General features: G+C 39.7%; 23 protein-coding genes and 1 riboswitch. Of the genes, 17 read left to right on the forward strand and 6 right to left on the reverse strand.

Annotated elements, in window-relative coordinates:
• Positions 1-278 precede the first annotated feature (278 nt).
• Positions 279-1,142, reverse strand: coding sequence for a class II fructose-1,6-bisphosphate aldolase (fba, locus tag BQ2683_RS00620; protein ID WP_069986811.1), 864 nt, complete (start codon positions 1,140-1,142; stop codon positions 279-281).
• A gap of 348 nt (positions 1,143-1,490) precedes the next feature.
• On the opposite strand from fba, the gene BQ2683_RS00625 reads away from it, so the two are divergent.
• The 5 genes from BQ2683_RS00625 (at position 1,491) to BQ2683_RS00645 (ending at position 7,684) form a co-directional block, all read left to right on the forward strand.
• Positions 1,491-1,670, forward strand: coding sequence for a hypothetical protein (locus tag BQ2683_RS00625; RefSeq protein ID WP_069986812.1), 180 nt, complete (start codon positions 1,491-1,493; stop codon positions 1,668-1,670).
• A 95-nt stretch (positions 1,671-1,765) separates the two neighbouring features.
• Complete coding sequence (locus BQ2683_RS00630) at positions 1,766-2,755, forward strand: Gfo/Idh/MocA family protein (protein ID WP_069986813.1); 990 nt, start codon at positions 1,766-1,768, stop codon at positions 2,753-2,755.
• Positions 2,756-2,983: 228 nt separating this feature from the next.
• Positions 2,984-4,711, forward strand: coding sequence for a DEAD/DEAH box helicase (locus BQ2683_RS00635; RefSeq protein WP_069986814.1), 1,728 nt, complete (start codon positions 2,984-2,986; stop codon positions 4,709-4,711).
• Between the two features lie 343 nt (positions 4,712-5,054).
• The gene (locus BQ2683_RS00640; protein ID WP_069986815.1) at positions 5,055-6,221 is read left to right on the forward strand and encodes a M24 family metallopeptidase; all 1,167 of its coding nucleotides are present in this window, start codon (positions 5,055-5,057) and stop codon (positions 6,219-6,221) included.
• Positions 6,222-6,419: 198 nt separating this feature from the next.
• Positions 6,420-6,588, forward strand: a riboswitch (M-box (ykoK) riboswitch).
• 169 nt (positions 6,589-6,757) lie between these two features.
• Positions 6,758-7,684: a magnesium transporter CorA family protein gene (locus tag BQ2683_RS00645; RefSeq protein ID WP_069986816.1), complete on the forward strand. Its 927-nt coding sequence runs from the start codon at positions 6,758-6,760 to the stop codon at positions 7,682-7,684.
• 38 nt (positions 7,685-7,722) lie between these two features.
• Here BQ2683_RS00645 and BQ2683_RS00650 read toward each other — a convergent pair whose 3' ends face one another.
• Positions 7,723-8,061, reverse strand: coding sequence for a helix-turn-helix domain-containing protein (locus BQ2683_RS00650; RefSeq protein WP_069986817.1), 339 nt, complete (start codon positions 8,059-8,061; stop codon positions 7,723-7,725).
• A 130-nt stretch (positions 8,062-8,191) separates the two neighbouring features.
• On the opposite strand from BQ2683_RS00650, the gene BQ2683_RS00655 reads away from it, so the two are divergent.
• Positions 8,192-8,569 carry a hypothetical protein gene (locus tag BQ2683_RS00655; RefSeq protein ID WP_141720159.1) on the forward strand — a complete coding sequence of 126 codons (378 nt, stop codon included), beginning with the start codon at positions 8,192-8,194 and terminating at the stop codon, positions 8,567-8,569.
• 300 nt (positions 8,570-8,869) lie between these two features.
• A complete protein-coding gene (locus BQ2683_RS00660; protein ID WP_069986819.1) occupies positions 8,870-11,782 on the forward strand; it encodes a nitrilase-related carbon-nitrogen hydrolase in 2,913 nt (970 codons plus the stop codon).
• A 97-nt stretch (positions 11,783-11,879) separates the two neighbouring features.
• Here BQ2683_RS00660 and BQ2683_RS00665 read toward each other — a convergent pair whose 3' ends face one another.
• The gene (locus BQ2683_RS00665; RefSeq protein ID WP_069986820.1) at positions 11,880-12,167 is read right to left on the reverse strand and encodes a putative quinol monooxygenase; all 288 of its coding nucleotides are present in this window, start codon (positions 12,165-12,167) and stop codon (positions 11,880-11,882) included.
• 232 nt (positions 12,168-12,399) lie between these two features.
• Between BQ2683_RS00665 and BQ2683_RS00670 the strand changes: the two genes are divergently transcribed.
• Positions 12,400-13,071: a double zinc ribbon domain-containing protein gene (locus tag BQ2683_RS00670; RefSeq protein WP_076939098.1), complete on the forward strand. Its 672-nt coding sequence runs from the start codon at positions 12,400-12,402 to the stop codon at positions 13,069-13,071.
• Between the two features lie 58 nt (positions 13,072-13,129).
• Here the strand turns inward: BQ2683_RS00670 and BQ2683_RS00675 are convergent, their stop codons facing one another.
• Positions 13,130-13,567 (reverse strand): MarR family transcriptional regulator, encoded by a 438-nt coding sequence (locus BQ2683_RS00675; protein WP_069986821.1) that lies wholly within the window; start codon positions 13,565-13,567, stop codon positions 13,130-13,132.
• A gap of 94 nt (positions 13,568-13,661) precedes the next feature.
• Between BQ2683_RS00675 and BQ2683_RS00680 the strand changes: the two genes are divergently transcribed.
• From BQ2683_RS00680 to BQ2683_RS00690, 3 genes are all read left to right on the forward strand, one after another.
• Positions 13,662-13,928, forward strand: a complete 267-nt coding sequence (locus BQ2683_RS00680; protein WP_069986822.1) for an acylphosphatase — start codon at positions 13,662-13,664, stop codon at positions 13,926-13,928.
• Positions 13,929-14,588: 660 nt separating this feature from the next.
• Positions 14,589-17,117, forward strand: a complete 2,529-nt coding sequence (locus BQ2683_RS00685; RefSeq protein ID WP_069986823.1) for a glycyl radical protein — start codon at positions 14,589-14,591, stop codon at positions 17,115-17,117.
• 66 nt (positions 17,118-17,183) lie between these two features.
• Positions 17,184-17,978 carry a glycyl-radical enzyme activating protein gene (locus tag BQ2683_RS00690; protein WP_069986824.1) on the forward strand — a complete coding sequence of 265 codons (795 nt, stop codon included), beginning with the start codon at positions 17,184-17,186 and terminating at the stop codon, positions 17,976-17,978.
• Positions 17,979-18,330: 352 nt separating this feature from the next.
• On the opposite strand, the gene BQ2683_RS00695 is transcribed toward BQ2683_RS00690, so the two are convergent.
• Positions 18,331-18,885 carry a manganese efflux pump MntP gene (locus tag BQ2683_RS00695; RefSeq protein ID WP_069986825.1) on the reverse strand — a complete coding sequence of 185 codons (555 nt, stop codon included), beginning with the start codon at positions 18,883-18,885 and terminating at the stop codon, positions 18,331-18,333.
• Positions 18,886-18,983: 98 nt separating this feature from the next.
• Here BQ2683_RS00695 and BQ2683_RS00700 point away from each other — a divergent pair, with 98 nt between their 5' ends.
• Both BQ2683_RS00700 and BQ2683_RS00705 read left to right on the forward strand, forming a co-directional pair.
• On the forward strand, positions 18,984-20,354 hold the full coding sequence (locus BQ2683_RS00700; RefSeq protein WP_069986826.1) for a sodium-dependent transporter: 1,371 nt from the start codon (positions 18,984-18,986) through the stop codon (positions 20,352-20,354).
• 281 nt (positions 20,355-20,635) lie between these two features.
• Positions 20,636-21,703 (forward strand): tetratricopeptide repeat-containing glycosyltransferase family 2 protein, encoded by a 1,068-nt coding sequence (locus BQ2683_RS00705; protein ID WP_069986827.1) that lies wholly within the window; start codon positions 20,636-20,638, stop codon positions 21,701-21,703.
• 6 nt (positions 21,704-21,709) lie between these two features.
• Here BQ2683_RS00705 and BQ2683_RS00710 read toward each other — a convergent pair whose 3' ends face one another.
• Positions 21,710-22,609 (reverse strand): M14 family zinc carboxypeptidase, encoded by a 900-nt coding sequence (locus BQ2683_RS00710; protein WP_069986828.1) that lies wholly within the window; start codon positions 22,607-22,609, stop codon positions 21,710-21,712.
• 142 nt (positions 22,610-22,751) lie between these two features.
• On the opposite strand from BQ2683_RS00710, the gene BQ2683_RS00715 reads away from it, so the two are divergent.
• The 4 genes from BQ2683_RS00715 to BQ2683_RS00730 all read left to right on the forward strand — a co-directional run bounded on the left by BQ2683_RS00715 (position 22,752) and on the right by BQ2683_RS00730 (position 25,516).
• Positions 22,752-23,303 carry an NUDIX domain-containing protein gene (locus tag BQ2683_RS00715; protein ID WP_069986829.1) on the forward strand — a complete coding sequence of 184 codons (552 nt, stop codon included), beginning with the start codon at positions 22,752-22,754 and terminating at the stop codon, positions 23,301-23,303.
• 1 nt (position 23,304) lies between these two features.
• Positions 23,305-24,117, forward strand: a complete 813-nt coding sequence (locus tag BQ2683_RS00720) for an epoxyqueuosine reductase (RefSeq protein ID WP_069986830.1) — start codon at positions 23,305-23,307, stop codon at positions 24,115-24,117.
• Between the two features lie 48 nt (positions 24,118-24,165).
• Positions 24,166-24,576 (forward strand): CBS domain-containing protein, encoded by a 411-nt coding sequence (locus BQ2683_RS00725; protein ID WP_069986831.1) that lies wholly within the window; start codon positions 24,166-24,168, stop codon positions 24,574-24,576.
• 247 nt (positions 24,577-24,823) lie between these two features.
• Positions 24,824-25,516 carry a response regulator transcription factor gene (locus tag BQ2683_RS00730; protein WP_069986832.1) on the forward strand — a complete coding sequence of 231 codons (693 nt, stop codon included), beginning with the start codon at positions 24,824-24,826 and terminating at the stop codon, positions 25,514-25,516.
• Positions 25,517-25,563 lie beyond the last annotated feature (47 nt).

The following is a 25,563-nucleotide window of genomic DNA, read 5'->3' on the forward strand; positions in this document are numbered from 1 at the left end:
ATAATATAGTAAGCTATGTATCTGAAAAAATGATATTGTTTCAGTAATATCTATCCAATCTATATCGTTATCATTCCCAAAATAGTGGACAAACACACTATAACATTATTTTGATAACCTTCGATTGGATTCGACCATTTCATGTTCCGATATGTTTTTTGTAGCACCGTTTGATCCAGCAGAATATTTTGAAAATAGAGATACTAAAAGTGCACAGGAAAAAGAGCAAAGCCATTTTATGCTTTGCTCTTAATATAGATAATATAGAATTCTATTTTTTATGCCTTGCCAATCGAACCAAACAGTTCCATTTTTTCTTTTACAGTTTCTTTGATGGCTTCTGCACCTGGTTTTAACAGTTTTCTTGGGTCATAACCTTTCCCTTGTAAATCTTTCCCGTCCTCAATGTATTTTCTAGTAGCTTCTGCAAAAGAAAGCTGACATTCTGTATTTACATTGATTTTGGAAACGCCCAGGTCAATTGCTTTTTTAATCATATCGGCTGGAATCCCTGTACCACCATGTAATACCAAAGGGAGATCTCCTGTTAATTTTTGAATTGCGTCTAAAGTTTCAAAGGATAAACCTTTCCAGTTTGCGGGATATTTACCGTGAATGTTGCCGATGCCAGCAGCTAGCATGGTAACTCCAAGGTCCGCAATCATTTTACATTCTTGTGGGTCAGCACATTCACCAGCGCCGACAACGCCGTCTTCTTCCCCACCAATAGAACCAACCTCAGCTTCGATGGAAATTCCTTTTTCTGTTGTGAGTTTTACTAGCTCTTTTGTTTTTTCAATATTTTCTTCGATTGGGCAATGGGAACCATCAAACATAATGGATGAAAAACCTGCCTCAATACAAGCCAAGGCACCTTCATAGCTACCATGATCTAAGTGAAGGGCAACTGGTACGGTGATGCTCATATCTTTTAACATGCCGTTTACCATGCCTACAACGGTATGGTAACCAACCATCCATTTCCCAGCGCCTTCCGAAACGCCTAAGATGACAGGTGATTTTAACTCTTCTGCTGTTTGCAGGATAGAACGTGTCCATTCCAAATTGTTGATATTAAACTGTCCAACTGCATAATGGCCTTTTTTTGCTTTTTCCAGCATCTCTTTCGCGGATACTAACATAGAAAATCCTCCTACTCGTCATTTTGACGTATAATTTGAATAGGAATTGCTTTTGAGCCTTCCTATCCTGCTTGATAATTTTATTATATGCTCTATGGCTGGAAATATCAAGGGGATTTTGCAGAATTGTTAATTTATTAACAATTTGGGCTGTAGAAATTTTTCCAAAATATTTGTTGATAAATACCAATTTTACCAGTATAATAAAATTAATATTCTAGTAGTTCTAACATGGTTGAGGTTTGTAGCAACAGAATACATAAAAATGGCATGTTATCTATCGGAATAGGCCAGTAGGACATTGTGAAAATTGTACAAGGAATCGAGTGAAATCAGGGGTAAACTAGGATGAATATTGTGGCGGGAGTAATCTTATTGATGGTATTATCTGTGGGAATCGCTGTTATCATTTATGCTGGTATCTACTATGTCCGTTTTTGTATCAGAGGATACTTTGTTTGTGTAAGCGTGGGAAAAGTTTCATCTACCATTATGGAAACTTGCCTTTTCCGTTCATGTGTGAAATGAAGTTTTGGTGGTTTTCCTTTATTATGGCGCAAAAGAGTATATGGAACTGAAGTTAAAACAAAAAATAAGCAACAGAAAAAGGTGGTTGATCAATAATGAAAAAAATTAATTGGGGTATTTTAGCAGCAGGCAGGATTTCCTCCTGGTTTTGTACTGGGCTGCAAACAGTTAGCAATGCGAATATTTTAGCAATTGGTTCCCGTTCCCAGGAAAAAGCGGAGCAATTTGGGGACCGTTTTGGAATCGAGCGGCGTTATGGCAGTTACGAGGAGTTAGTGAACGACCCAGATATAGATGTTATTTATGTAGGCGTTCCAAGTAGGTGGCACCATGAATATACTATGTTGGCGCTGCGGGCTGGAAAAAACGTGGTATGCGAAAAGCCGTTTTCCATGAATGCCAAGGACACCAAAGAACAAATTACCTATGCCAGGGAACACAATTTATTTTTGATGGAAGCCATGTGGACCAAATGTACTCCGGTTTACCGTACTGTCATGGATTGGGTAGGCCAAGGAAGGATTGGGGAAGTTCGTTTCTTTAAAGCGGACTTTTTTACTCCGGGGAAAGCAAATCCACCTCACCGGTTGTATAACTATGAAATTGGCGGAGGTGCGTTGTTGGATTTAGGAGTATACCCCATTACATATGCTTGTTCCTTATTGGGACATCATCCAACAGAGATTTTATCCACTGCGGATTTTGCCCATACTGGTGTGGATATTAATAATTCCATTATTTTAAAATATGAAAACGGAAGCTACGCGGCAATTTCCAGTGGATTTAATGTGCATCAGCAAAATCCTGCCGTTATTGTAGGCACAAAAGGGAAGATTACCATTGACCATAACTTCTTATGTGCGGAATCTGCCCAATTGCGGGATTTAAACAATGAAATAATCCAACAGGTCCACTATCCATTTGAGAAAAACGGCTACGAATATGAAGGCATGGAGGCAACCCGATGCTTACAGGCGGGATTAAAGGAATCCCCTTGGATTCCATTGGAACATACCCAGGCTGTTATGGAAATTATGGATACCTGCCGTAAACAATGGGGGTTTGCATATACTTTTGAAAAATAAATCCTTGTTTGACAATCTTCACAAAATATGCTATACTTATTTATATGATTTGCTGACAACGAGGAAGGCTCTTCCTCGTTGTTTTTCTATGTACAACACGTAACATGACAAAAGCATTCTTGCACTTTTGCCGTAGCTTTTGTATTTAAAATAGGGTGTTTGATGTATTTTGATAAAGACGATTACAATTATGTTCCAGCAATTACTGGAATTAGAAAGAGGACTAGAATGAACCCAAAACTCTCATTTTCAGAATTAAACCTTTCGCCATCATTGGAACGAGCTGCTTACGCAATGGGGTTTTCTACGCCAACGGATATCCAGGCGCAGACGATTCCGCTTATTTTGCAGGGAAAAGATGTAATTGGACGTTCCCAGACTGGAACGGGAAAAACCGTTGCGTTTGGGATCCCAGCAGTGGAAATGATTGAAACAGATTTGGATTCTCAACGTGCGGGTAAAGTACAGGTGTTGGTGGTATGCCCTACCCGGGAATTGGCAATGCAGGCTGCGGATGAACTGCGAAAAGTTGCCCGTTATAAAGAAGGGGTAAAAATTGCGGAAGTATATGGCGGTTCCTCAATGGAACGCCAAATTTTAAAATTAAAACGTGCTTCGATTGTAGTGGGGACACCGGGCAGAATTATGGACCATCTTCGCCGCCGCACTTTGAGGCTGGACCAGTTAAAAATGGTTGTTTTGGATGAAGCGGATGAGATGCTCAGCATGGGATTCCGTGATGACATCGAAACTATTCTAAAACAATCCCCAGAAAATCGCCAAACAGTGCTGTTTTCCGCAACTATGCCCCCAGCTATTTTGGCGTTGACCAAACAATATCAAAAAAATCCTAAAATGATCCAGATCAACAGCAAAAAAGTAACGCTAGACGCCATTTCTCAACGTTATTATGAAGTACAACAGGACAAAAAATTGGAAGCACTGGAGATTTTGCTGGAAACTTATGACCCTTCTTTGGCGATTATTTTCTGTAACACCAAAAAAATGGTGGAACAGCTGGCAGATGCTTTGGCAATGGCAGGTTTTTATGTGGATGGATTACATGGGGATATGGACCAATCCCAGCGGACCCGTGTTATGAATGGCTTTAAAACAGGGCGCTTAAACCTGTTGGTAGCAACTGATGTGGCAGCCCGTGGAATTGATGTAAATAATGTGGACTATGTATTTAACTATGATATCCCACAAAATCCAGAATACTATGTCCATCGGATTGGCCGTACTGGCAGAGCTGGAAAAGAGGGGATTGCAGTTACTCTTTGTTGTGGCAAAAGCCAGGTGGATGATTTATACCAGATTGCCCGTATGACAAAATCGAAACTAAACCGGTGTAAACTTCCTGTCCGTGGATGGACATTGGAGCAGGCAGAAGAAAAGTATACCAAGGAAGTTTTGTCTGTTTTAAACGGGGATAAACCTGACTTAGCATGCCGTTCCACAGTAGAGCAGTTGGTGCGCCAGGGATATGACCCTATGCAGCTTGCAGCAGCTGCGCTGGAACTACATTTTGGCAAAACAGAATTGGTTCCAGCTAGCCAGATAAAAGAGATAAACCGTACTCCAAAAGTGAGGATTACCAAAGAGCCATATACCAAGATTGTGTTAAATGCAGGCAAGATTAATCATGTAGCAGCCAACCATATTCTAGGGGCATTGACAGAACACACCGGCTTTCCAGGGAGTGAAATTGGAAAGATTGATGTACAAGACTATCAAACCATTGTATCTATTCCAGAGAGTATTTCAGAACAGGTGATCCAATCCATGCAGCAATGCCGGATTTGTGGTAGAATGACTTCCGCTAAAAAATATACAGAGGAGTCTTCCAAACAGGGTAACTATTCCAAGAATAACCGCCAAAAACCGTTGTATCCTGTAAAACCGAACCAGCGGAACCGGAGAAATTTCCAAAATCGAAATAATCGGCATCTTTAATTGAAAAACCCTTTTGCTTCATTATTAGCAAAAGGGTTTTTCTTATTAGTAAACTTTTGGCTATAGATGAGTTCTAATAAGGTTGATCAAAGAAACGTGTAATGAGGATTCATATTATACAAAAAGAACAGAACATTAGTCGTTATTGGAAAAAAGAAACTGTATATCTCTTTTAATATAATCTAGTAGTATAGCTTATTATGAATATTATTTGCCTGTTTTAGAATTTAATTGACAAATTTATAGGCTTGATGGTAATATATGATTTATTCAGGTAAATATATTAGTTTTTATCCAAATTTACCATATTAAACTGTATAATAAAATAATAAGGGGAATTATAATGAATTTAATAAAAATTCCAAAAGAAGAATATCAAGACCGTTGGCAAAAAGTCCAAGAAATGATGAATGAAAATGAGTTAGATGTTGTTTTGACTTATAGCGATGATAGAGCTACTTATGGAAATGCTTATGCAAGATATTATTCTAACCTACCAACACATTTTGAGCCAGTAATTCTTATGTTTGTTCGAGGAAAGGATCCAATTGTTTTAACAGGACCGGAAACAGATGGATACGCTCAACAGGTGGGAATCATTCAGGATGTAACCGTCCTTCAAGAAATGTCAGCAGAAGATGAGGATTATCCATTTTCTGTAATTAAACCGTTTGTAGAAATGTTAAAGAATAGAGTGCAATATGATGTCAAAAAAATTGGTATTGCAGGAAAGATATACATGGGAGCCCAGTTATATGAATCGATTGTAAAAGCTTGCCCTGAAATTGAATTTGTTGATGTGGACCAACAGATCAATGTATTACGTGGTATTAAATCACAAGCAGAAATTGCGGTTATTCGTAGAGCTTACGAAATTGTAAACCTGGGTATGAAAACAGCAATTGATGCGATTAGGCCTGGAGTTACAGAACGTGAGGTTGCAGCAGAAGCGGAATATATCATGCGTAAAAATGGCGCGGAAGGGTTTGGAATCGATACTATGGTTTCATCTGGACCAAACACCCGCCATATTATTTCCCGTACAACAGATAGAGTAATCCAGAAAAATGATGTAGTAGTAGTTACATTAGCACCAAGATATGAAGGATATCATGGAGCTTGTGGTAGGCCGGTATTTCTTGGTACTCCCAATGAACAAGAATGGAAAGCTGTATTAGCTATGGAAAAGGCGCAACAAGTTTGTTCTGAGAATTTAAAGATTGGAAATATAGGCAGCGAAGTAGAGGCAATGGGGCGTTATGTGATGAAAGAGGCAGGATATGAAAAGAATTTTATGTATTCTGGCCTACATAGTGTAGGTGTTATCGAATTTGAAGCTCCAATTCTAGGACCATCCAGTAAAACAGTTATTCAAAAAGATATGGTGATATCAGTTGATATTCCATTATATGAAGCGGAAATCAATGGTATGAGAATGGAAGATGGATATTTAATTACGGAGAATGGAGCAGAAAGATTAACAGATGCACCAAGAATCGTGAGAAAATAACTTTTGCAGTATTACGGTATATATTTTTTAAATATATACCGTAATAAGTTACGAAAAGTTTTATTAGCTGTCTATCGGATAATAGAAAAATTTCATAAAAACATTGCTTATAAAAGAGGATAAACGTATTATGCGTTAATTTCCTCCGTTTCAAGTATTCTTTTTCTTGACATAATATAGGTATCGTTTTATAATAAAATTATACACCGTTAGGTGAGGTTACTCCACGGATATGGCTGTTGCCCGGAAATGTCGAGAGACGCCAACGGGTCAGCTGGCACTACCGAGTTAAGGTTTTGTCTAACACAGCTGATAGTGTTTTCTATCTATGCCCTGGAGAGCCAAAACTCGGCGAACAGTGGGTGTAGCTGTTTTGTCGTGTGCAAAACGGCTTTTTTATTGCCCAAAAATAAGTTTGCGTAAAATAAAAGAAAGGAGTACATATATGGCTGACGATGTCGGACGAAAGCGAATTGTAAATACGATAATAGCCATATGTGAACCATGTGGCTAAATAAGAAAGGAGGAGTTCTACGATGATGGAATTCTATAAAACACTGGATGGCCACATTACTCCCATTAGCCAGCTAGAAGACTATACTTGGATTAATATGGTTGCTCCTACTACAGAGGAACGCAACTTTATTATTAAAGAATTAGGGGTAGAACCTACTTTTTTTAGTTCTGCGTTGGACGAGGAAGAAACCCCTCATATTGATACAGAGGATGACCAGACCGCCATTATCATCGACATTCCCGATAGAACCAGTGATGAAAAGGGAAATATTGAATTTTGCACCTTGCCTTTGGCGATTATTATGAAAGGAAAAACCTTGATTACGGTTTGTATTAAGGATTCTCCTATTATTCGAGATTTTACCAATGGATTAATTCGCAATACCTATACTCAGTATCGGACTCGATTAATTTTTCAAATTTTTTACCGGATTTCTCAAACTTATCTGGCTTACCTAAAACAGATTGACAAAATTACCGATTTCGCGGAGCAGCAATTGCATAAATCCATGAAGAATAAAGAATTGTTCCGCATGATGACCATTGAAAAGAGCTTAGTTTATTTTTCCACTTCTTTAAAGGCGAATGAGGTGACGCTCCAAAAGATTTTCCGTGGTCGTTTGTTGAAATTATATGACGATGATAAAGATCTGTTGGAAGATGTATTGCTGGAAGTAAAGCAGGCAATTGAAATGTGTACCATCTACCGGGACATTATGGGTGGAACCATGGATGCCTATGCGTCCATCATTTCCAACAACCTGAATATTGTGATGAAGGTACTTACTTCTATTACCATTTTAATGGCGATACCAACACTGGTTAGTAGTTTTTATGGAATGAATGTATCGTTCCTTCCGCTGCCGGTATTCTGGTTCCCCATTTGTATCTCTATTTTACTTGTCATTATTGTGGCGGTTATCCTGCATAAAAAAAATATGTTATAGAAAATAAAATCCTGATAGAACAAAAATCTATCAGGATTTTATTTTATACTCTTTAATTTTAACGCATGTTGAATAATGTGAAGTATCTCAATTTTTTCCAATTCTGTGGTGTTTTTTAGTTCATACAAAATTTGTCCAGTTACAACGTCGGTTTCGTTTTGTTTCAATGGCTGATTGCTAAAAAAATCGGAAAGAGAAATTTCTAAAGCATTGCATAACTTCTCCATGATAACAACAGTAGGGTTTTTTTCATTTCGTTCCACTTGGCCCAAATAAGCAGTTGTAATATCAGCCCTCAAGGCCAACTGTTCTTGGGAAAGTCCTTTGGAGCGCCTTAATTCACGAAGGCGTATTCCTATACTATAATTATTATTCATACATATCACCAAAGTTTATTATGAAAGATTGATTTTCTTTCATCAACGTGATATAATTATTTTAAATTATATAAACTATAGTATATGCTATTATTGTGATAATATTGGACAGATACAAAAGGTGAGGAAAATGAAGGTACTAAAAGGAATTACTCGAATAATGGTTGGAGTATTGTTGAGCATTATTGGCTTTTTGATAGCAACAACTTCCCTAATGGAAAGCCAATCTGGTCTGATAAAAATGATCCTATTTATTATTTTGTTCGGAATTAGTTATGGAATGGCGAGTTTTTTGTGCTTTGGAAAACAGTTGAATGATATTTTTTTGTATTTTCCTGTTGCGTGTATTCTTGGAATGATAGTTTGGATCTGGGTAATTATTTTTTCATTATTTATAGTATTTCCGTTTAATTTAGTAGATCGTTGGATTTTGACATTGGGCTTTTTATGGTGCGCAGTTACAATAATATGTAAAAACCATTATTCGTGGATGCAACAATCAAATTAATCTGTTTTATAAGGAAATGAATCATGTTTATGCTCTGGTTTTGCTTTTTTGGAATAGCCTTTATAAATCTGATACAACTTTTAGTAGGATGTTTTTATTTGTTAAATATTTTATAAAAATTATCCTTTTTTAATAATATATTTTAATTAAATTGAGGAAATTGAATTAGATGGGTTGATTTAAAAAAATGCTGGGTATATAATAAAGCCAACGAAACAATTGAGAAAAGGCAAAGGCGCCATTACAGATGGTGTCTTTGCCTTTTTTGTTTTGTTTAAAAAATGAAAGAGGAGTGTAGTTATGAAATCAAAATTAAGCTCTCGTATTCTGGCAATCACCGTGGCTGTTACCCTTGCGGTTAGCTCATTTGTTACTACAACAGCTGCTACTAGCGGGCAAAGCGCTACAAAAACAATCCAGCCCGGGGAACTGGCGGTTGTCAATTTTTCTCCTGTGTGGGGAGACAAGGAGGCAAATAAGGAAAGCATACTTTCTTATATGAAACAGGCGGACGAGCAAGGAGTGCAAATGATTTTGTTCCCTGAGATGTGCTTGACTGGTTATGCTTCCTCTAGCGATCCAAATTCGGAAATTTATCAGATGGCAGTAAACGAGGCAGAAACAACAACCAGTCCGATTACCCAGGAAATTGCCTCCTATGCAGACCAATATGATATGTGGGTATTTTTCGGCACATCTGAGCAAATATCGGGGGATAAGGAACACGCTTATAACTCTGAGTTTGCCTGTTCTCCGGATGGTACAGTAACTGCCTACCAGAAAATAACCCCAGTAGAAGGAAGCTGGTGTACACCGGGCGATACTCCTGTTATGGTGAACACACAGTGGGGGAAAGTAGGCATTAGTATCTGCTATGATACCTATGCTACACCGGAGTTGGAACGGTATTACGCTGCGCAAGGATGTAGTATTGTGTTAAACCCGACTGCTACCTCCCGTTCCTATACCGATGTAGATGGTGATAATATTCGGGATGACCAGGGCTGGGAATGGTATTATAAAAACCGCCTGGAAAGCATAACATCTAGGGAAGGCATTCTGGTTGCCAGCGCAAACCTGGTAGGTGGGGATGGTCCAATCAAACAGGATGGGTCTTCTACGTACAATTTCCCAGGGGGCAGTGTTATTTTAGCAAGCCGGTTTAGCGGACCTGTATATTATGCGGGGACAACTGGGGATGATGATATCATTACTGCAACCGAAGGGATGCTCTCCAACTCCCAGGCGATTGATTTAAGTGGTATGCCAAGCTCTACCTGTAAAGTCAGCTCGGATTTCCATCCCGATTATTATGCAAAATGGTATAAAGAGCTTGCTGACAAACAGGCTTCCGGGGAGACATTACGGTATTCTTCTGATGTAACTGACGGTCCTATAGCTGCTGTGGCCAATGTGTCCGCAACATGGGGGGACAAGGATGCGAATATTCAGATGATGGTCGGCTATATTGAACAAGCGGCACAAAATGATGTTGACATCCTCGTATTCCCTGAAACCGTGCTTACCGGCTATAGCTGTGAAGATCCGGAAACGGATGGCATTGAAGGCGACCAATATATGCAGGTCGCACTGGCGGAAACAATACCGGGCCCTTCTACCAACATCATTGCGGAATATGCCAAAAAGTATAATATGTATATCGTTTTTGGTATGCCGCAAAAGATGGATACCCCAATGTACGAAGCGTTAAAAGGTGAAATGGTGGAAAAAGTTTATAACTCAGCTGCGATTTGTAAACCGGATGGCACAGTGGATTCCTATCAGAAAATGCATCGCGCAGGGGTAGAGTCTTATTGGTCTGTTTGTGGGGATACCCCTTATATGTTGGATACACAATGGGGTAAAATTGGTGTTGATATCTGCCGGGATGGACATTTCTACCCAGAATTAGGCCGCTATTATGCTGCTATGGGATGCACAATGTTAATCCATCCAACCGCAACTACAGGAAACCCATGGTATCGTGAAACTAGGATTGGATCTTATACCGACCGTGATGGTATGGCGGCGATCACTTGTAACCTGTTAGGTCCAGATGGCATCTACAATGAAGAAACCGGAAGCTATTCCGGTGGGGAATTTGCAAGCACCAGTATGATTGTTACCAAATACCATAACGAAAATGGACGCACTGGATTTGACCCGGAAACAGGTTCCGCTATCGATTTAAACGGGACTGGTTCCGAATCCGAAGGGTTTGATGAACGTGGCACCAGCCCAGAGGGGCTTGAAATTGCCAAGATGGATCTTAGTGGATGTGGGTTTCAAATTACGAACTTCAATCCATTGTTGTTCGCCAAAATGTATGACCAATTGGCAGTAGAAAATATTCCTGGATACCAGTCGATTTTTAGCACCAATACAACAGTACTAGATCAAGTGATCACTTATGCGGAAGCGCAACAAACATCTTCTTCTTTTGATGATGTCATTCCAATGGTGCAGCAGTCCTTCCATCAGGCTCTGGAAGCCGCTAAAACTGTCCAGACCGACCAGTTTGCAAGCCAGGAAGAAATTGACCAAGCATGGGTTACTTTGTTGGAAGAAATCCATAAACTGGGATTTGTAAAAGGGGATAAAACGCTGTTAAAAACATTTTATACCTATGCGAACGGGTTGGATTTAGATCTTTATGCGGATGGGGATGCAAAACAGGCATTTTTAACCGCATTGGAAAACACGGCAGATGTTATTGCGGATGAAAATGCAATGGCGGATACGGTTGAACCCGCTTACGACGCCTTGATTCAATCCACTATGGATTTACGGTATAAAGCGGATAAATCCATTCTTGAATCCCTAGTTCAGCAGGGGGATAGCATAGACGCAAATCTGTATACAGCTGAAAGCGTGGCAGTGCTAAATGCCAGCCTAGCAGAGGCCAAAGCTGTTTTAGAGGATACTACACTTTCGATTGATGACCAGTCCGCTGTAGACCAACAGGCAGTAGCGCTCCAAACCGTTCTTGATAGCCTGGTCTTAATCGGTCAGGACACTACCTCAACAATTTCTACCGATGGATCTACCGAAGAACAGTCTGGAGGGCAGAATTTATCCGAATCTTCCTCCGAAGCAGTTACACAAACTGGATACACTACTCCGCGTACAGGGGATAACACTGTGGCTGCGGTAGGTGCGGTACTGGCAGTGGCAGTAGCAACCGCTGTTTTGGCAGGGAAACGAAAAAAATAGCAATTATCTTTCCTTTATCTTGACCATATCATAGAATAATGCCCATCCTATCTCAAATAGGATGGGCATTATTCCAACTGCAAAGGGGGAAAAGTGGTTACAGAATCACTTCCATAGTGGTAATCTCCATTTCACTTTCTAACAATGGTGAAATCCGCTGGATCAACACATTAAAATGTTCACTGTTTAAATGCAGGGCAACCGCCTGCTGGTCCTTCCATTTTTCCACAAAAGCAAAATAGTTATCCGGCTCTGGGGCTTGGCACAGCTCGTAGGAAACATTGCCCGGTTCCAGACGGCTGGCGTCAACTAAGGTATTTGCTAGTGTGAGGAAAGCCTGTATATTTTGTGGCTTTACCAAACATTTCGCATAAGTACAAAGCATGGCTTACACATCCTTCCTTTTTCTTAATCATACTGCAAAATAAAAAACCTGTCAACGCAATGAGAAATACAACTATTCCTTATAAAAAGTTTATAAACTACCATCGCTTTTCAACAATAAGATAAGAATATTTTGAAAATAATGAAATTTTCTTGTGGACTATTGCATAAAAATATTGTATGATAAGAATATCAGATTATTTTGCTTGAAAAAAGCAAATGGAGGTTTTATCATGATTTGTCCTAATTGTAATTTTGTAACTGAAAATGATGTTGCATACTGTCCACAATGTGGTGCCCCGATGGCTGCGGCATCCAACGACCCAACAAATCAGCCACAAGTACAACCACAGGATACTGCTCAAATGCCACAACAACAATACAGCCCAAACGCAGGCTATGGTACATATACAGCGCAAGTTACTTATAACCAACAAATGCCACAACAGCAGGCTTATCAAGGTCCACTTTATTGTAAAAACTGTGGTAGACCACTTAATCCTGGCGCAGCGGTTTGTGTAAACTGTGGTGTAGCTGTTGGGGTAGGGAACCAGTTCTGTGCCAACTGTGGTAATCAGGTTGATCCAATGGCTGCCATCTGTACCCACTGTGGAGCTGCCCAACAAGGTGGAAACTATGGTGGTGTAAGCCAAGCAAAATCCAAATTAACAGCAGGTTTGCTGGGGATTTTTCTGGGATTGTTCGGAGTCCATAATTTTTATTTAGGCTTTATTGGAAAAGCAGTAATTCAGTTAGTAGTAAGCATTTTGGGAATATTCCTGGCATGTGTAATGATTGGCGGCTTGATGATTTTTGGTATGTGGATTTGGGGTCTGGTAGAAGGAATTATGATTCTGACAGGGTCCATTCCAGCGGATGCCAAAGGTATTCCACTACGGGATTAACAGATTAATATGGTAAGAAAAACCGGTGTATTGGAATACACCGGTTTTATGTTATGTGTTATGGAAATCGTTTTGCGTTTTCTAAAGCTAAAATATTAGATGCAGACTTTTTTAAGAGAAATAAGAATTGCTGTTTTTCCTGTTCTGTAAACCCATAAGTAAGGGATTCACAGCTTTGTTGGATTGCTTCTAGAATAGCTGAATACGCCTTTTTTGCCTGTTCTGTAGGAAACAAGTGGAATGTCCGTTTGTCTTGCTCGTTTGGGAAACGCAATAAAAACCCGGTTTTTTCTAGTTGGTTCAGGGCACGGGTAATATTGCTTGGATTAACATGGATAAAAGATTGTAGTTTATCTTGGGTAATCCCTGGGTTTTCACATATTTTAAGAATGTAGAAATACTGGCTGTTATTAATGTTTAAATTGGCTAGATTTTTGTCTAAGCTTAGCCTTGTAAATCGGTCGGCAATGGAGAGCCATTTAATGAGTTCCCGCATGGGTTACCTCGCTTTCTATGAAAAAGTTAGTAGTTTGCGGTCGCAATCATTATAATGCGGATCTACAGGCTTGTCAAGAAAAAGGAGTGAAAAAATGTTACGGTATCAAATACGCCTTACAGGCTGGGTTCAAGGAGTTGGGTTGAGATGGTTCATCAATACTAGAGCAGCAGTGAATCAATGTACTGGCTGGGTGCAAAATCAATGGGATGGAAGCGTATTGTGTGAACTGCAAGGGGAAGAATCCAATGTAGACGCTGTATTAAAGGAAATCCGCCGAGGAAACCAATTTATTGTGGTGGAGCAGATGGAAATTCATGAAATATCCACGCAAACAGAGAGTGGGTTTCATATACGATAATAAATCTTCCTTATAAAATTTATGTTTATAGGTTTTGATCAAATTTAGTTGGACGTTTACAACCCAATATTTAAGATGAATTTGGCGTGATGGCAACAGTAAGAATGCTTTCTCATTTTGTAGGAAGAAATTTTTGTCATATAGGAAATTTAATGGAACATATTTATGGTTGCAGCATGATTTAGAATAGCCTATATTGTTTTATTTTTAATAAATTTCTTTCTGCTGTTTTATGAAGGGAGGACAGTTTACCACGGTCACTTCAATCCGCTGTTTTTTTGCTGAATATCGTTGTACCATCTATTTATTATACCGGAATAGAAACATCATCTTTCATTGACTTTTATGTGTAAAAAAGTTATAATAAATACTGTATCAGTATATTCTTAGCGCACTGGAATTCCAGTGTCGCAAAAGATCGTTATAATCTGGTGAAAATCTGCTGTATAGCGGAGAAAACAGCTTGTTCATGCGCTTTTGGAGGCGCAACCAAAAGCGTATAAGGGCTGTAACCAAGAATTATTTTCGTTTTATCATATTGATGTTGTTTGATTTTTTGTAAGAGAAAAAAGAAAATTTTCTCAATTTGTTTTTGCTGGTAAAAAGTTTAATCCAGCGTTCATTCTAAAAGAATCGTGTCACCGACAAGGAGAATGACAAATGAAAGAATATTACACCCGTTCCATTCCAGTTAGCCCTAGAATTGGAAAATTAAAAGAGGATCTGTTTGCTAAGATGCCTCAAATGGAAGCGGACCGTGCGGAGCTGCTCACCGAGTCTTACCAACAGACAGAAGGCTTACCAATTATTACACGCCGCGCAAAAGCGTTCGCCCATATTTTAAAGCATATTCCAATTGTGATCCGTGATCATGAACTGATTGTTGGAAGCAATACGGTTGCACCACGTAGTAGCCAGGCTTTTCCGGAGTTCTCTTTCCAGTGGGTAGCGGATGAATTTGATACCATGGAAACCCGTGAAGCGGATCCATTTTATATTTCCGAAGATACCAAACAACGTTTGGCAAAAGCGTTCCAGTATTGGGAAGGCAAAACAACCAGCGATTTGGCTACTTCTTATATGACTCCAGAAACATTGACAGCAATCGAGCATAATATTTTTACTCCAGGAAACTATTTCTACAATGGGGTAGGGCATGTTACCGTATGTTATGGTAAAATCCTGCAAGTTGGGTTTGAAGGGATTATAGAAGAAGCAAAAGCTGCTTTGGCAAAATGTAATCCAGGGGATGCGGATTTTGCAAGACGCAGCCACTTTTTAGAAGCAGTCATTGAAAGCTGTGAAGCAGTCATTGGTTATGCACACCGTTATTCTGAACTGGCGGCAGCACAGGCAGAAGAATGTACGGACCCAACCCGTAAAACAGAGCTGTTTAAAATTTCCCGCAACTGTGCCCAGGTTCCAGGTAAACCTGCCCGCAATTTCTATGAAGCTTGCCAGTCCTTCTGGTTTGTACAGCAGTTGCTACAGTTGGAATCCAGCGGCCACTCAATTTCCCCAGGCCGTTTTGACCAATATATGTACCCTTATTTTGAAAAGGATTTAAAAGAAGGTAAAATCACCCACGAATCCGCTCAGGAACTGTTGGATTGTATCTGGATTAAATTAAATGACCTGAACAAAGCGAGAGATGCTGCCTCTGCAGAAGGGTTTGCTGGATATAGTTTGTTCCAGAACCTTTGTGTTGGCGGTCAGGATGAAAACGGTATGGACGTTACTAACGACCTGTCCTTTATGTGTGTGGAAGCTTCTATGCACGTATTTCTGCCACAGCCATCCTTGTCCTGCCGTGTTTGGAATGGTACCCCAAACGAATTGCTGATTAAATGTGCAGAACTGACCAGAACAGGGATTGGCTTACCAGCTTATTATAACGACGAAGTGATTATTCCATCTCTGGAAAGCCGTGGTTTGACATTACAGGATGCCCGTGATTACAATATCATCGGTTGTGTAGAACCACAAAAATCTGGAAAAACTGAGGGATGGCATGATGCTGCGTTCTATAACATGCTCCGCCCTTTGGAACTGGTATTCTCCCGTGGTATGGATAACGGCGTAATGGTTGGGATTGATACTGGCGATGTTACACAGATGAAAACATTTGACGAGTTCTACAATGCGTATAAAAAACAAACAGAATATTTAATCAGTTTGTTAGTAAACGCAGATAATGCAATTGATGTTGCCCATGCAGAACGCTGTCCATTACCATTCCTTTCCTCTATGATTGAGGATTGTATTGGACGAGGTAAGAGTGTGCAGGAAGGTGGAGCAATCTACAACTTTACCGGCCCGCAGGGCTTTGGGATTGCCAACATGACAGACGCACTTTGGGCAATCAAAACTTTGGTATTTGAACAGCATAAATTGACCATGGCAGAATACAAACAAGCTTTGGATGACAACTTTGGACATGGTATGTCGGATGAAAAAGCAACCCAGATTACCGCTGAAATTGTAAAACAGTTAGCTGCTGTTGGAAAAAATGTTAGCAATGAACAGATTGCTGCTGTTTATAACCAGGTAAAATCCCAAGCTTGTTCCCCAGAAAAACAAGCAAAATACAACCAGTTATTAAACTGGATTGATGAATTACCGAAGTTCGGTAACGATATTGAAGAAGTAGACCGGTTTGCGCGTGATGTTGCTTACACTTATACAAAACCATTAGAGCAGTACCATAACCCACGCGGCGGTATTTTCCAAGCTGGTTTGTATCCAGTATCTGCTAACGTTCCTTTAGGTGCGCAAACAGGTGCTACACCGGATGGCCGTTTAGCTGGAACTCCAGTTGCAGACGGTGTATCCCCAGTATCCGGAAAAGATGTACATGGACCAACGGCTGCTTGTAACTCGGTATCCCGTTTGGATCACTTTATTGCATCCAACGGAACACTGTTTAACCAGAAGTTCCATCCATCTGCATTGTCTGGTACACAGGGATTGGCGAACTTTGCGTCTTTAATCCGTGCTTACTTTGACCAAAAAGGTATGCACGTACAGTTTAATGTTGTCAGCAGGGAAACTTTGATAGACGCCCAGAAACATCCAGAGAATTATAAAGGTCTGGTCGTACGTGTAGCAGGATACAGTGCGTTGTTTACCACATTATCCAAGTCCTTGCAGGATGATATTATTAAACGTACAGAACACGTTTTCCAATAAAATAGAAAACAAAAGGTAGGCCCGTATTTGATCAGACAACCGGGCAGTTTGCCTGTTGGAGGAAATATGGATCACAGTTATTTAGAAGAAACAGGGCGTATTTTTGACGTACAGCGGTTCTCTGTACATGATGGCCCGGGTATCCGTACCATTATCTTTTTAAAGGGTTGCCCATTGCGCTGCAAATGGTGTTGCAATCCAGAATCTCAGCAATATGAGATTCAAAAGATGGTGGTAAATGGTGTACCAAAGACAATGGGGCGGGACGTTACCGTTCAAGAAGTATTAAATGAAGTTCGTAAAGACTTAACTTATTATTGGCGTTCCGGCGGAGGGGTAACCCTTTCTGGTGGAGAATGCCTGTTCCAATCAGATTTTGCTGCGGCAATCCTGCGTGCTTGCAAAGAACAATGTATTAACACTGCAATTGAAACAACGGGTTTTGCGCCATTTAGTAATATCCAAAAGCTGCTGCCCTGGCTGGATGTGGTTTTAATGGACATCAAACATGTGGATGATGAAAAACACAAGGCATTTACTGGACAATCCAATCGGCTGATTTTGGAAAACGCAAAAAAAATTGCGGAATCAGGTGCTAATTTGGTGATTCGTGTTCCAGTTGTTCCGGAGTTCAACCACACCCCTCGTGAGATTTATCAAATTGCAAAATTTGCGGAGCAGCTGCCTGGAGTAAAACGAATCCACCTACTTCCTTACCATCGCTTAGGGGAAGATAAATATGCAGGACTTGGACGTAAGTATGAGTTAAGCAATATTGATCCTCAGAACAATGAGGCGTTAGAAGAACTTTTAAATACTGTAAGAAATAATACTGCTTTAGAGTGCCAGATTGGCGGCTAATTTTCTATTATTTTAAATAGGCAAAATCCCACTGTATTCGCAGTGGGATTTTGTGATTTTTATAGGGTTTCGTTATATTATTTATAAAATATAACCCCTTTTTCTTTCCTAGCAAATGTGGTATAATAATTTTATTAAGATAAAATGATTTATTTTGCTTTTCTTTATGAATTGTGTTTGATTCAGAACGAATTAGTTGTAATGATAAGGCTTTATCTTAACCAATGATAAGATACTGTCCTTTTTAGGGTTAAGATAGTTGAAGCAACATCATAAGTATTAGGAAATGTCTATTTTATTTTTTGTTTTTGGCAAATAGGGAGTCCACTTATTTTGTGGTTTCTATGTTTCCTTAAAGAAAGGAAACAATTAGTTCATAGCAACCAATCCCTATTAAAACTAGGGCGGACAAAATAGAAGAATATTTACCAAGTAACTTTTGGGCAATGTGTTTTCCTAGGAAATTTCCCAGAATAAAGCATAGAATTGTGATAATAAAGGTTACCGTGGTAGCTATAACGATGGATAATCCGGCAACCCCTGCTGCAAATCCAATGCCAGCATTATTTATAGTTAACGCAATTGCTAAAAAAATAGAGGATTGAAATGATATCTCTGTTGTTTGTTGGGGTTGGTTGGTATGCAAAATCGAGTCCATCAGCATCCATATCCCAATCAGTACCAGTAATGCTGCGCCAATTTTATCCGGAAGCCATGTGGAGAGCAAGCCGGAAAATAAGCTTCCCACTATAAGAGATGCCCATGTTCCAAAAGTAGAAATTACTGCAATACATAGAATATGCTGTATGGTAAATTTTTTGTTTGCCGCGGCAGTGGTGGCAGATAAAATAAGTGTATCAATATTTGCGGAAAAACAAAGAACGATAATAGAAAAGAATTGTTCCATGCCATTCCTCCTTTTTCTTCCATCCCATTATCCTATGAAATGGGGACGAAAAGGTTGCAAGGAATGGACAAAAGAATAACAGGAAAGGTGGAAGATGGTTGGAAAGAGAAAAATTTTCATCCAGGCTGGGATTTTTGTTAATTTCAGCCGGCTGCGCAATTGGTTTGGGTAATGTATGGAGGTTCCCATATATTACGGGGCAATATGGCGGTGCAGCGTTTGTGCTGCTTTATATTGTGTTTTTAATTATATTGGGATTACCTATTGTAGTAATGGAATTTTCGGTTGGCCGTGCCAGCCAAAAGAGTCCTATTCGGTCTTTTGAGGTGTTGGAGAGAAAAGGACAAAAATGGCATTTATTTGGATATGTCGCCTTGGCAGGTAACTATATTTTAATGATGTTTTATACTACAATTGCAGGCCTAATGCTGTTGTATTTTGCCAAAACAGCAAAAGGAGATTTTGTAGGGATGACGACCTCACAAATAGAAGGGGTTTATGGAGAAGTGACAGCACAGCCATGGCTAATGCTGATATGTATGGTATTGGTAGTGTTCATTGGCTTTGGGATTTGTTCTTTAGGGCTAAAAAATGGGGTAGAAAAAATCACAAAAGTCATGATGCTTTGCCTGCTATTTCTTATTATTGTTTTGGTAATCCGTTCTTTAACTTTGCCAAATGCATCAGAGGGATTAAAATTTTATTTGTTGCCTGACTTTGGAAGGATGATGGAAGCAGGGTTAGCGGATACCATTTTTGCGGCGATGAGCCAAGCATTCTTCACATTAAGTATTGGAATTGGATCGCTAGCGATTTTTGGAAGTTATATTGGAAAAGAACGCCGCTTGACTGGGGATGCTATTAGCATTACAGTATTGGATACCTTTGTAGCGGTAATGTCCGGTTTGATCATTTTTCCTGCTTGTTTCTCCTTTGGTGTGGAACCAGGAAGTGGACCTGGACTGATCTTCCAGACCCTGCCAAATATTTTTAATGAAATGCAAGGAGGCCGCATTTGGGGGAGTTTATTCTTTATCTTTATGGCATTTGCGGCGTTGTCTACCGTAATTGCAGTATTTGAGAATATCATTTCCTCCTGCATGGATAAATGGGGATGGTCCCGTAAAAAAGCGGTTTTAATCAATATTGTGTTGGTGATTATCCTTTCTTTACCTTGCGTTTTAGGATTTAGTGTGCTAAGTGGGATACAACCGTTTGGTGCTGGCAGTACGATTATGGATTTGGAAGATTTTATTGTCAGCAGCAACCTGTTGCCATTGGGTTCCTTGGTATACCTTTTGTTTTGTGTTACCCGCTATGGTTGGGGATGGGACAATTTTATCGAAGAAGCCAATACTGGCAAAGGAATCAAATTCCCAAAATGGACAAGAAAATATATTACATTTGTCCTCCCGTTGATTGTACTGGTTATTTTTGTACAAGGATATATCAGTAAATTTTTCTTATAACAGAAAAAACTCCAGTTGTTTTCCAACTGGAGTTTTTTGCTTTTTTGGAGGTTTTACTGAAAAATTAAATCATCGAAAATAGGAAAATATCATATAAATGTATTTTTCATCATTATTTTTCTCATCTCATAGAAACAAGAAAGCATTGTTTCTAGAATAATATTTTCCGGTATAGAAGTATGATAGAATATCTGGGTAATCTGATAGAATCTTCTTTTGATAGGAACCTGTTTTTTCCTCATTACGTAATATAGAGTAATGAAATAAATGGGGGAAATGATATGGTCAAGATCAGTTTATGTATGATTGTAAAGGATGAACAGGATGTTTTAGCTAGGTGTTTGGACCACATAAAAGATATTGTAGATGAGATTGTTATTGTGGACACTGGATCTACGGACAATACAAAGCAAATTGCGATGCGGTATACCGACCAAGTATATGATTATATATGGCAGGATGATTTTGCGGCAGCCAGGAATTTTGCCTTTTCCAAAGGGACAAAAGACTATTTATTCTGGTTGGATGCGGATGACGTTGTATTAGAACAGGATGCAGAAAAACTGCTCCAGTTAAAACAAACCCTTTCCCCGGAAGTTGATATGGTTATGATGCAATACCATGTAGCCTTTGATAAGGAAGGGAATCCCAGTTTCTCATACGAGAGAGAACGACTTGTAAAACGGGAAAAGGGTTACCAATGGAAGGGTGCCGTCCATGAAGCAATCACACCATCAGGGAATATCCTCCATACTGATATTGCAATCACTCATCAAAAACTTCATCCCAGTGACCCTGACCGCAATCTACGCATTTTAGAAAAAATAAAGAAAAATACTGAATTGGACCCAAGACAGCAATTTTACTATGCCAGAGAACTGATGAACCATCATCGTGACAAGGAGGCTATATTGGTATTCCGCAACTTTTTAGATTCTGGAAAGGGCTGGGTAGAAAACAATATCAATGCTTGTTTGGATTTATCCCAATGTTATCAACGATTGGGACAGAAACAAAAAGCATTGGAATCCTTATTTTACAGTTTTATTTTTGATCGGCCAAGGGCTGAAATTTGTTGTGAAATTGGAGCCTGTTTTTTGCGAGAAGAGCGGTATCAACAGGCAATTTATTGGTATCAAGCGGCATTGCAGTGCGATAAAGGGGACTCGAAAGGTGGTTTTATCCTACCGGATTGTTATGACTTTATCCCCAATATCCAGTTATGTGTTTGCTATGATAGGATAGGGGAACATCAGACCGCCTACCAGTATCATCAAGTAACAGAACGCTTGAAATCCCACCATCCCATGGTAGTACACAACAAAAATTATTTTCAGTCTATTTTGTAAAATGAATCAAATTAAAAGGCTAATAAACATCATTTCACGTAGTTTGTGATAGATTCCAGGTAGGTCTGAAATAGGAAGAGGGTTTTCTCCTTTTCCAATTTCAATGGTAAACCCATTCCTATGGGTGTGGTTGATAAACCAATCCTTTAACCCTCCGTGAGAGGCAAGGCCAGTTGGATTCATTACTTGGTATCCAGAACTGGCTTTCAAGGCATCTGCAATCATTTTTGCGTTTTTAGGGGTGTTCGGGCCATAACTATAGTAGATTTCTTCTCCTTGGGAATGGAATGCCAATAGTTTTTTTATATTTAGCCCTAGACATAGGTGGACTAATGCCCTTGTTTCTGGTTCCGACTGTGGAGTATATCCCCCAAATTGACGTTCACAGGGGCGTGTGATTCCAGCAGCGCGCTCCATAGCTTTTAATTCCTGGAAACCAGCATTAAAATTATGATTTAGGTCGATTCCTCGGGCATTAGCCTGCCAGGAACGTGTACTGGCTGTTAACATCCGGTCTACCTGACGGCGAAGATGTTTGGCGGAAGCTGCACCATTCAATGCAATCTCTACTCCATCTGGATTTGCCATTGGTACTACAATTAGCCCTCTCTCGGCAAACATATCCGTTAAATTGGTATCGAATAAGGGTTTTTGATTTTGTTCATGGTAACACAAATCTTCCAGGAAGTGTGTTACTAACATACAGGTTAGCCATTCCTGTGCGTGGATGGCGGCAACAAATAAAGTGGCGTTTTTTAAATTACCAATCCCTAAAGCAAAAATTTTTCTACCAAGGACGGATTTTCCAATTGAGAAATTTCGCATGTGGGGATAGGTATTTTTCATCTGTTGTACTTTGTCGCAAAGCAGCTCATAAGTAGGCGGATTTTGATAAAACTGGTCCATATCATTACTCCTTCGTGTTTAGGTTATTCCATATATATTGAAAAATTTTTCTGTTTATGTGATAATAAAAGAAACAGCTTTTTCTTAGATTAGATAAAATAGAAATTACTGGTATTATGAAGCCAGAAAGGAGAATCCCAAAATGAAATTGACCGAAAAACGTTTGGATGGAACAACGATTTACGAAGGAAGAATCATTACCGTAATTAACGATAAAGTAGAATTGGAGAATGGAACAGTAAGTGCCCGTGAGGTAGTGCGGCATCCCGGTGGAGTATGTGTAGCTGCCTTGAGCGATGACCGTTGTATTTACCTGGTGCGTCAGTTTCGTTATCCTTACCAGGAAGTTGTTGTAGAGTTACCTGCGGGGAAATTGGACAAAGGCAATGAAAATTCTTTGGAAGCTGGAAAGCGGGAATTACTGGAAGAAACAGGAATTGTAGCGGACCATTATTATGATTTAGGAAAACTCTATCCTTCTCCTGGCTATTGCGATGAAATTATCTCGATGTATGTGGCGACAGGGCTGCATTTCCGTCAGCAGCAGCTGGATGAAGGGGAATTTTTAGAGGTAGAAAAAATGCCTTTAGCCCAAGCGGTAGACCTGGTGTTGAAGGGTGAAATTAAGGATTCCAAAAGCCAGGCAGCGATTTTAAAACTTTCTATTTTATTAGAACGGGGTATCATTGAGTAGGATGCAACGGAAAGAATTAGCGGAACGGCTAAACCAGGCGGGAATTTCCCTTTTTGGAGTTGCTCCCATGCCAGCGGAAGAATTTTTGTTGCAATGCAGGGCGAAATCTAAAATTCCGGAAGGGGCAAAATCAGTAATTGTCTGTTTATTTCCTTATTATTCTCCTGAATTAGAACAGGGGAATATTTCTCAGTATGCCATGGTGGAGGATTATCATAAAGTGGTTGGTAGTTACCTGAGTCGGGCCTGTGAGCTGCTCTCTCAAGTGGGAGGGAAGTTTGTTCCTTTTGTGGACAATTCTCCGATACCAGAAGTATCCATTGCATTACAGGCCGGACTTGGAAAACAAGGCAAGAATGGTTTGTTGATTACCAAACAATATGGAACTTACCAGTTTATTGGGGAAATAGTAACCGACCAGCTGCTAGAATACGATGTTTCATCAAAAGCTTTCTGTTGCGGTTGTGGCAGATGCGAAACTGCCTGTCCAGGGAAAGCAATCCAACACGGGAAAATCAGGTTGGAACAATGTGCTTCCCATATTAACCAACTTAAACGGGACTTAACAGAACAGGAGCAGCAGTTGGTAAAGGATTGTGGGCTGGTTTGGGGATGCGATATTTGTCAAAAAGTTTGCCCTCATAACCAGAATATCCAAACCACTACAATACCAGAATTTTTACGTCCTCCAGTTTGTTCTGTATCATGGGAGACAATTCCTAAACTGGTTCAAACAAGGGCGTTCGGATTCCGAGGACCAAAGCCGTTGTTACGGAATTACCAGCTGTTATATCCGGAAAGCTGTATAAAATAAAGAAATCATTCCCATACTACCAACATCATAATTGGGGAGGTAGTAAAGATGTTAATTAAGGATGTTATGAGCCGGCATATTGCTACAGTGGGGGAAGAAACCACCATTGCAGATACAGCAGTTTTAATGGAAGAGTACGATATTGGAGTTGTGCCTGTAGTGGAACAAAAACAGCTACTAGGTGTGGTTACTGACCGGGATATTGTTCTCCGTTGTGTGGCAAAAGGAAAGGATATTACTCAAACAAAAGTGAAAGAGGTTATGAGTAAAAATATGGTTTCTGTATCCCCAGACCAGCCTTTGGATATGGCGTTACAAGCGATGGCAGGGCGACAAGTAAAGCGTTTGGCAGTAACAGACCAGGGAAAATTGGCTGGAGTAATCAGCTTATCGGACATTGCAAGGATACGGAGTTCAGCAGAAACTTCATGGGCATTAACCGAAATTTCCATGCCTTAAATTCGGCGTATTCCGCCGATACATATATTTTGTTAATTTTGTTAATTAAGTTCATAATTTAGAGTACAAAAAGTCAATAATCCCTTTTTATTTTTTTATCATTTATTCACCTTTGTAATTGTGAATATGTTATACTTATATTATAAATTCATAATTGTAGGCGTTTCATCTGCCATTCTCCTACAAAAACCCCAACAAATTTTCTTTTCCTGTGAGAAAATACAGGATAAAAAGGAGGACATTATAAATGGCTGCGGAAAAAATATTAGTTGTAGATGATGATAAAAACATATGCGAGTTACTTCGCCTTTATTTAGAAAAAGAGGGTTACAGTGTTATTCTCTCCCATGATGGGGAAGAAGCACTGGTAAAATTTAATGCGTTAAAACCAGACTTTGTCCTGTTGGATATTATGCTCCCAGGTTTGGATGGCTGGCAGGTATGTCGGGAAATCCGTAAAAAATCCAATGTTCCAGTGATTATGTTAACAGCGAAAGGCGAAACTTTTGATAAAGTGTTGGGATTGGAACTGGGCGCAGATGACTATGTGGTAAAACCGTTTGACGCAAAAGAAATTATCGCCCGTATTAAGGCAATTCATCGTAGATTGGGACAAAACACTCAACAGGCAGAAGTAAAAGAAGTAGTATATGATAAACTGGTTGTCAACATGACCCGTTATGAGTTGAAGGTAGACGGCAAAGTGGTAGATACTCCTCCAAAAGAGTTGGAACTGTTGTTCCACCTTGCTTCCTCCCCAAACCGTGTATTTACCCGTGACCAGTTGCTGGACGAAGTATGGGGATTTGAGTATTATGGCGATTCCAGAACAATCGATGTCCATGTAAAACGTTTGCGTGAAAAACTGGAAGGCGTATCTGATAAATGGGCGTTAAAAACTGTCTGGGGCGTTGGCTACAAGTTTGAAGTAAATGAATAAGGAAAGCCATCTGATTGGATGACTTTCCCATACCAATCAATCAGAAC

It is taken from the genome of Massilioclostridium coli, assembly GCF_900095865.1.
Classification (GTDB): domain Bacteria; phylum Bacillota; class Clostridia; order Oscillospirales; family Ruminococcaceae; genus Massilioclostridium; species Massilioclostridium facile.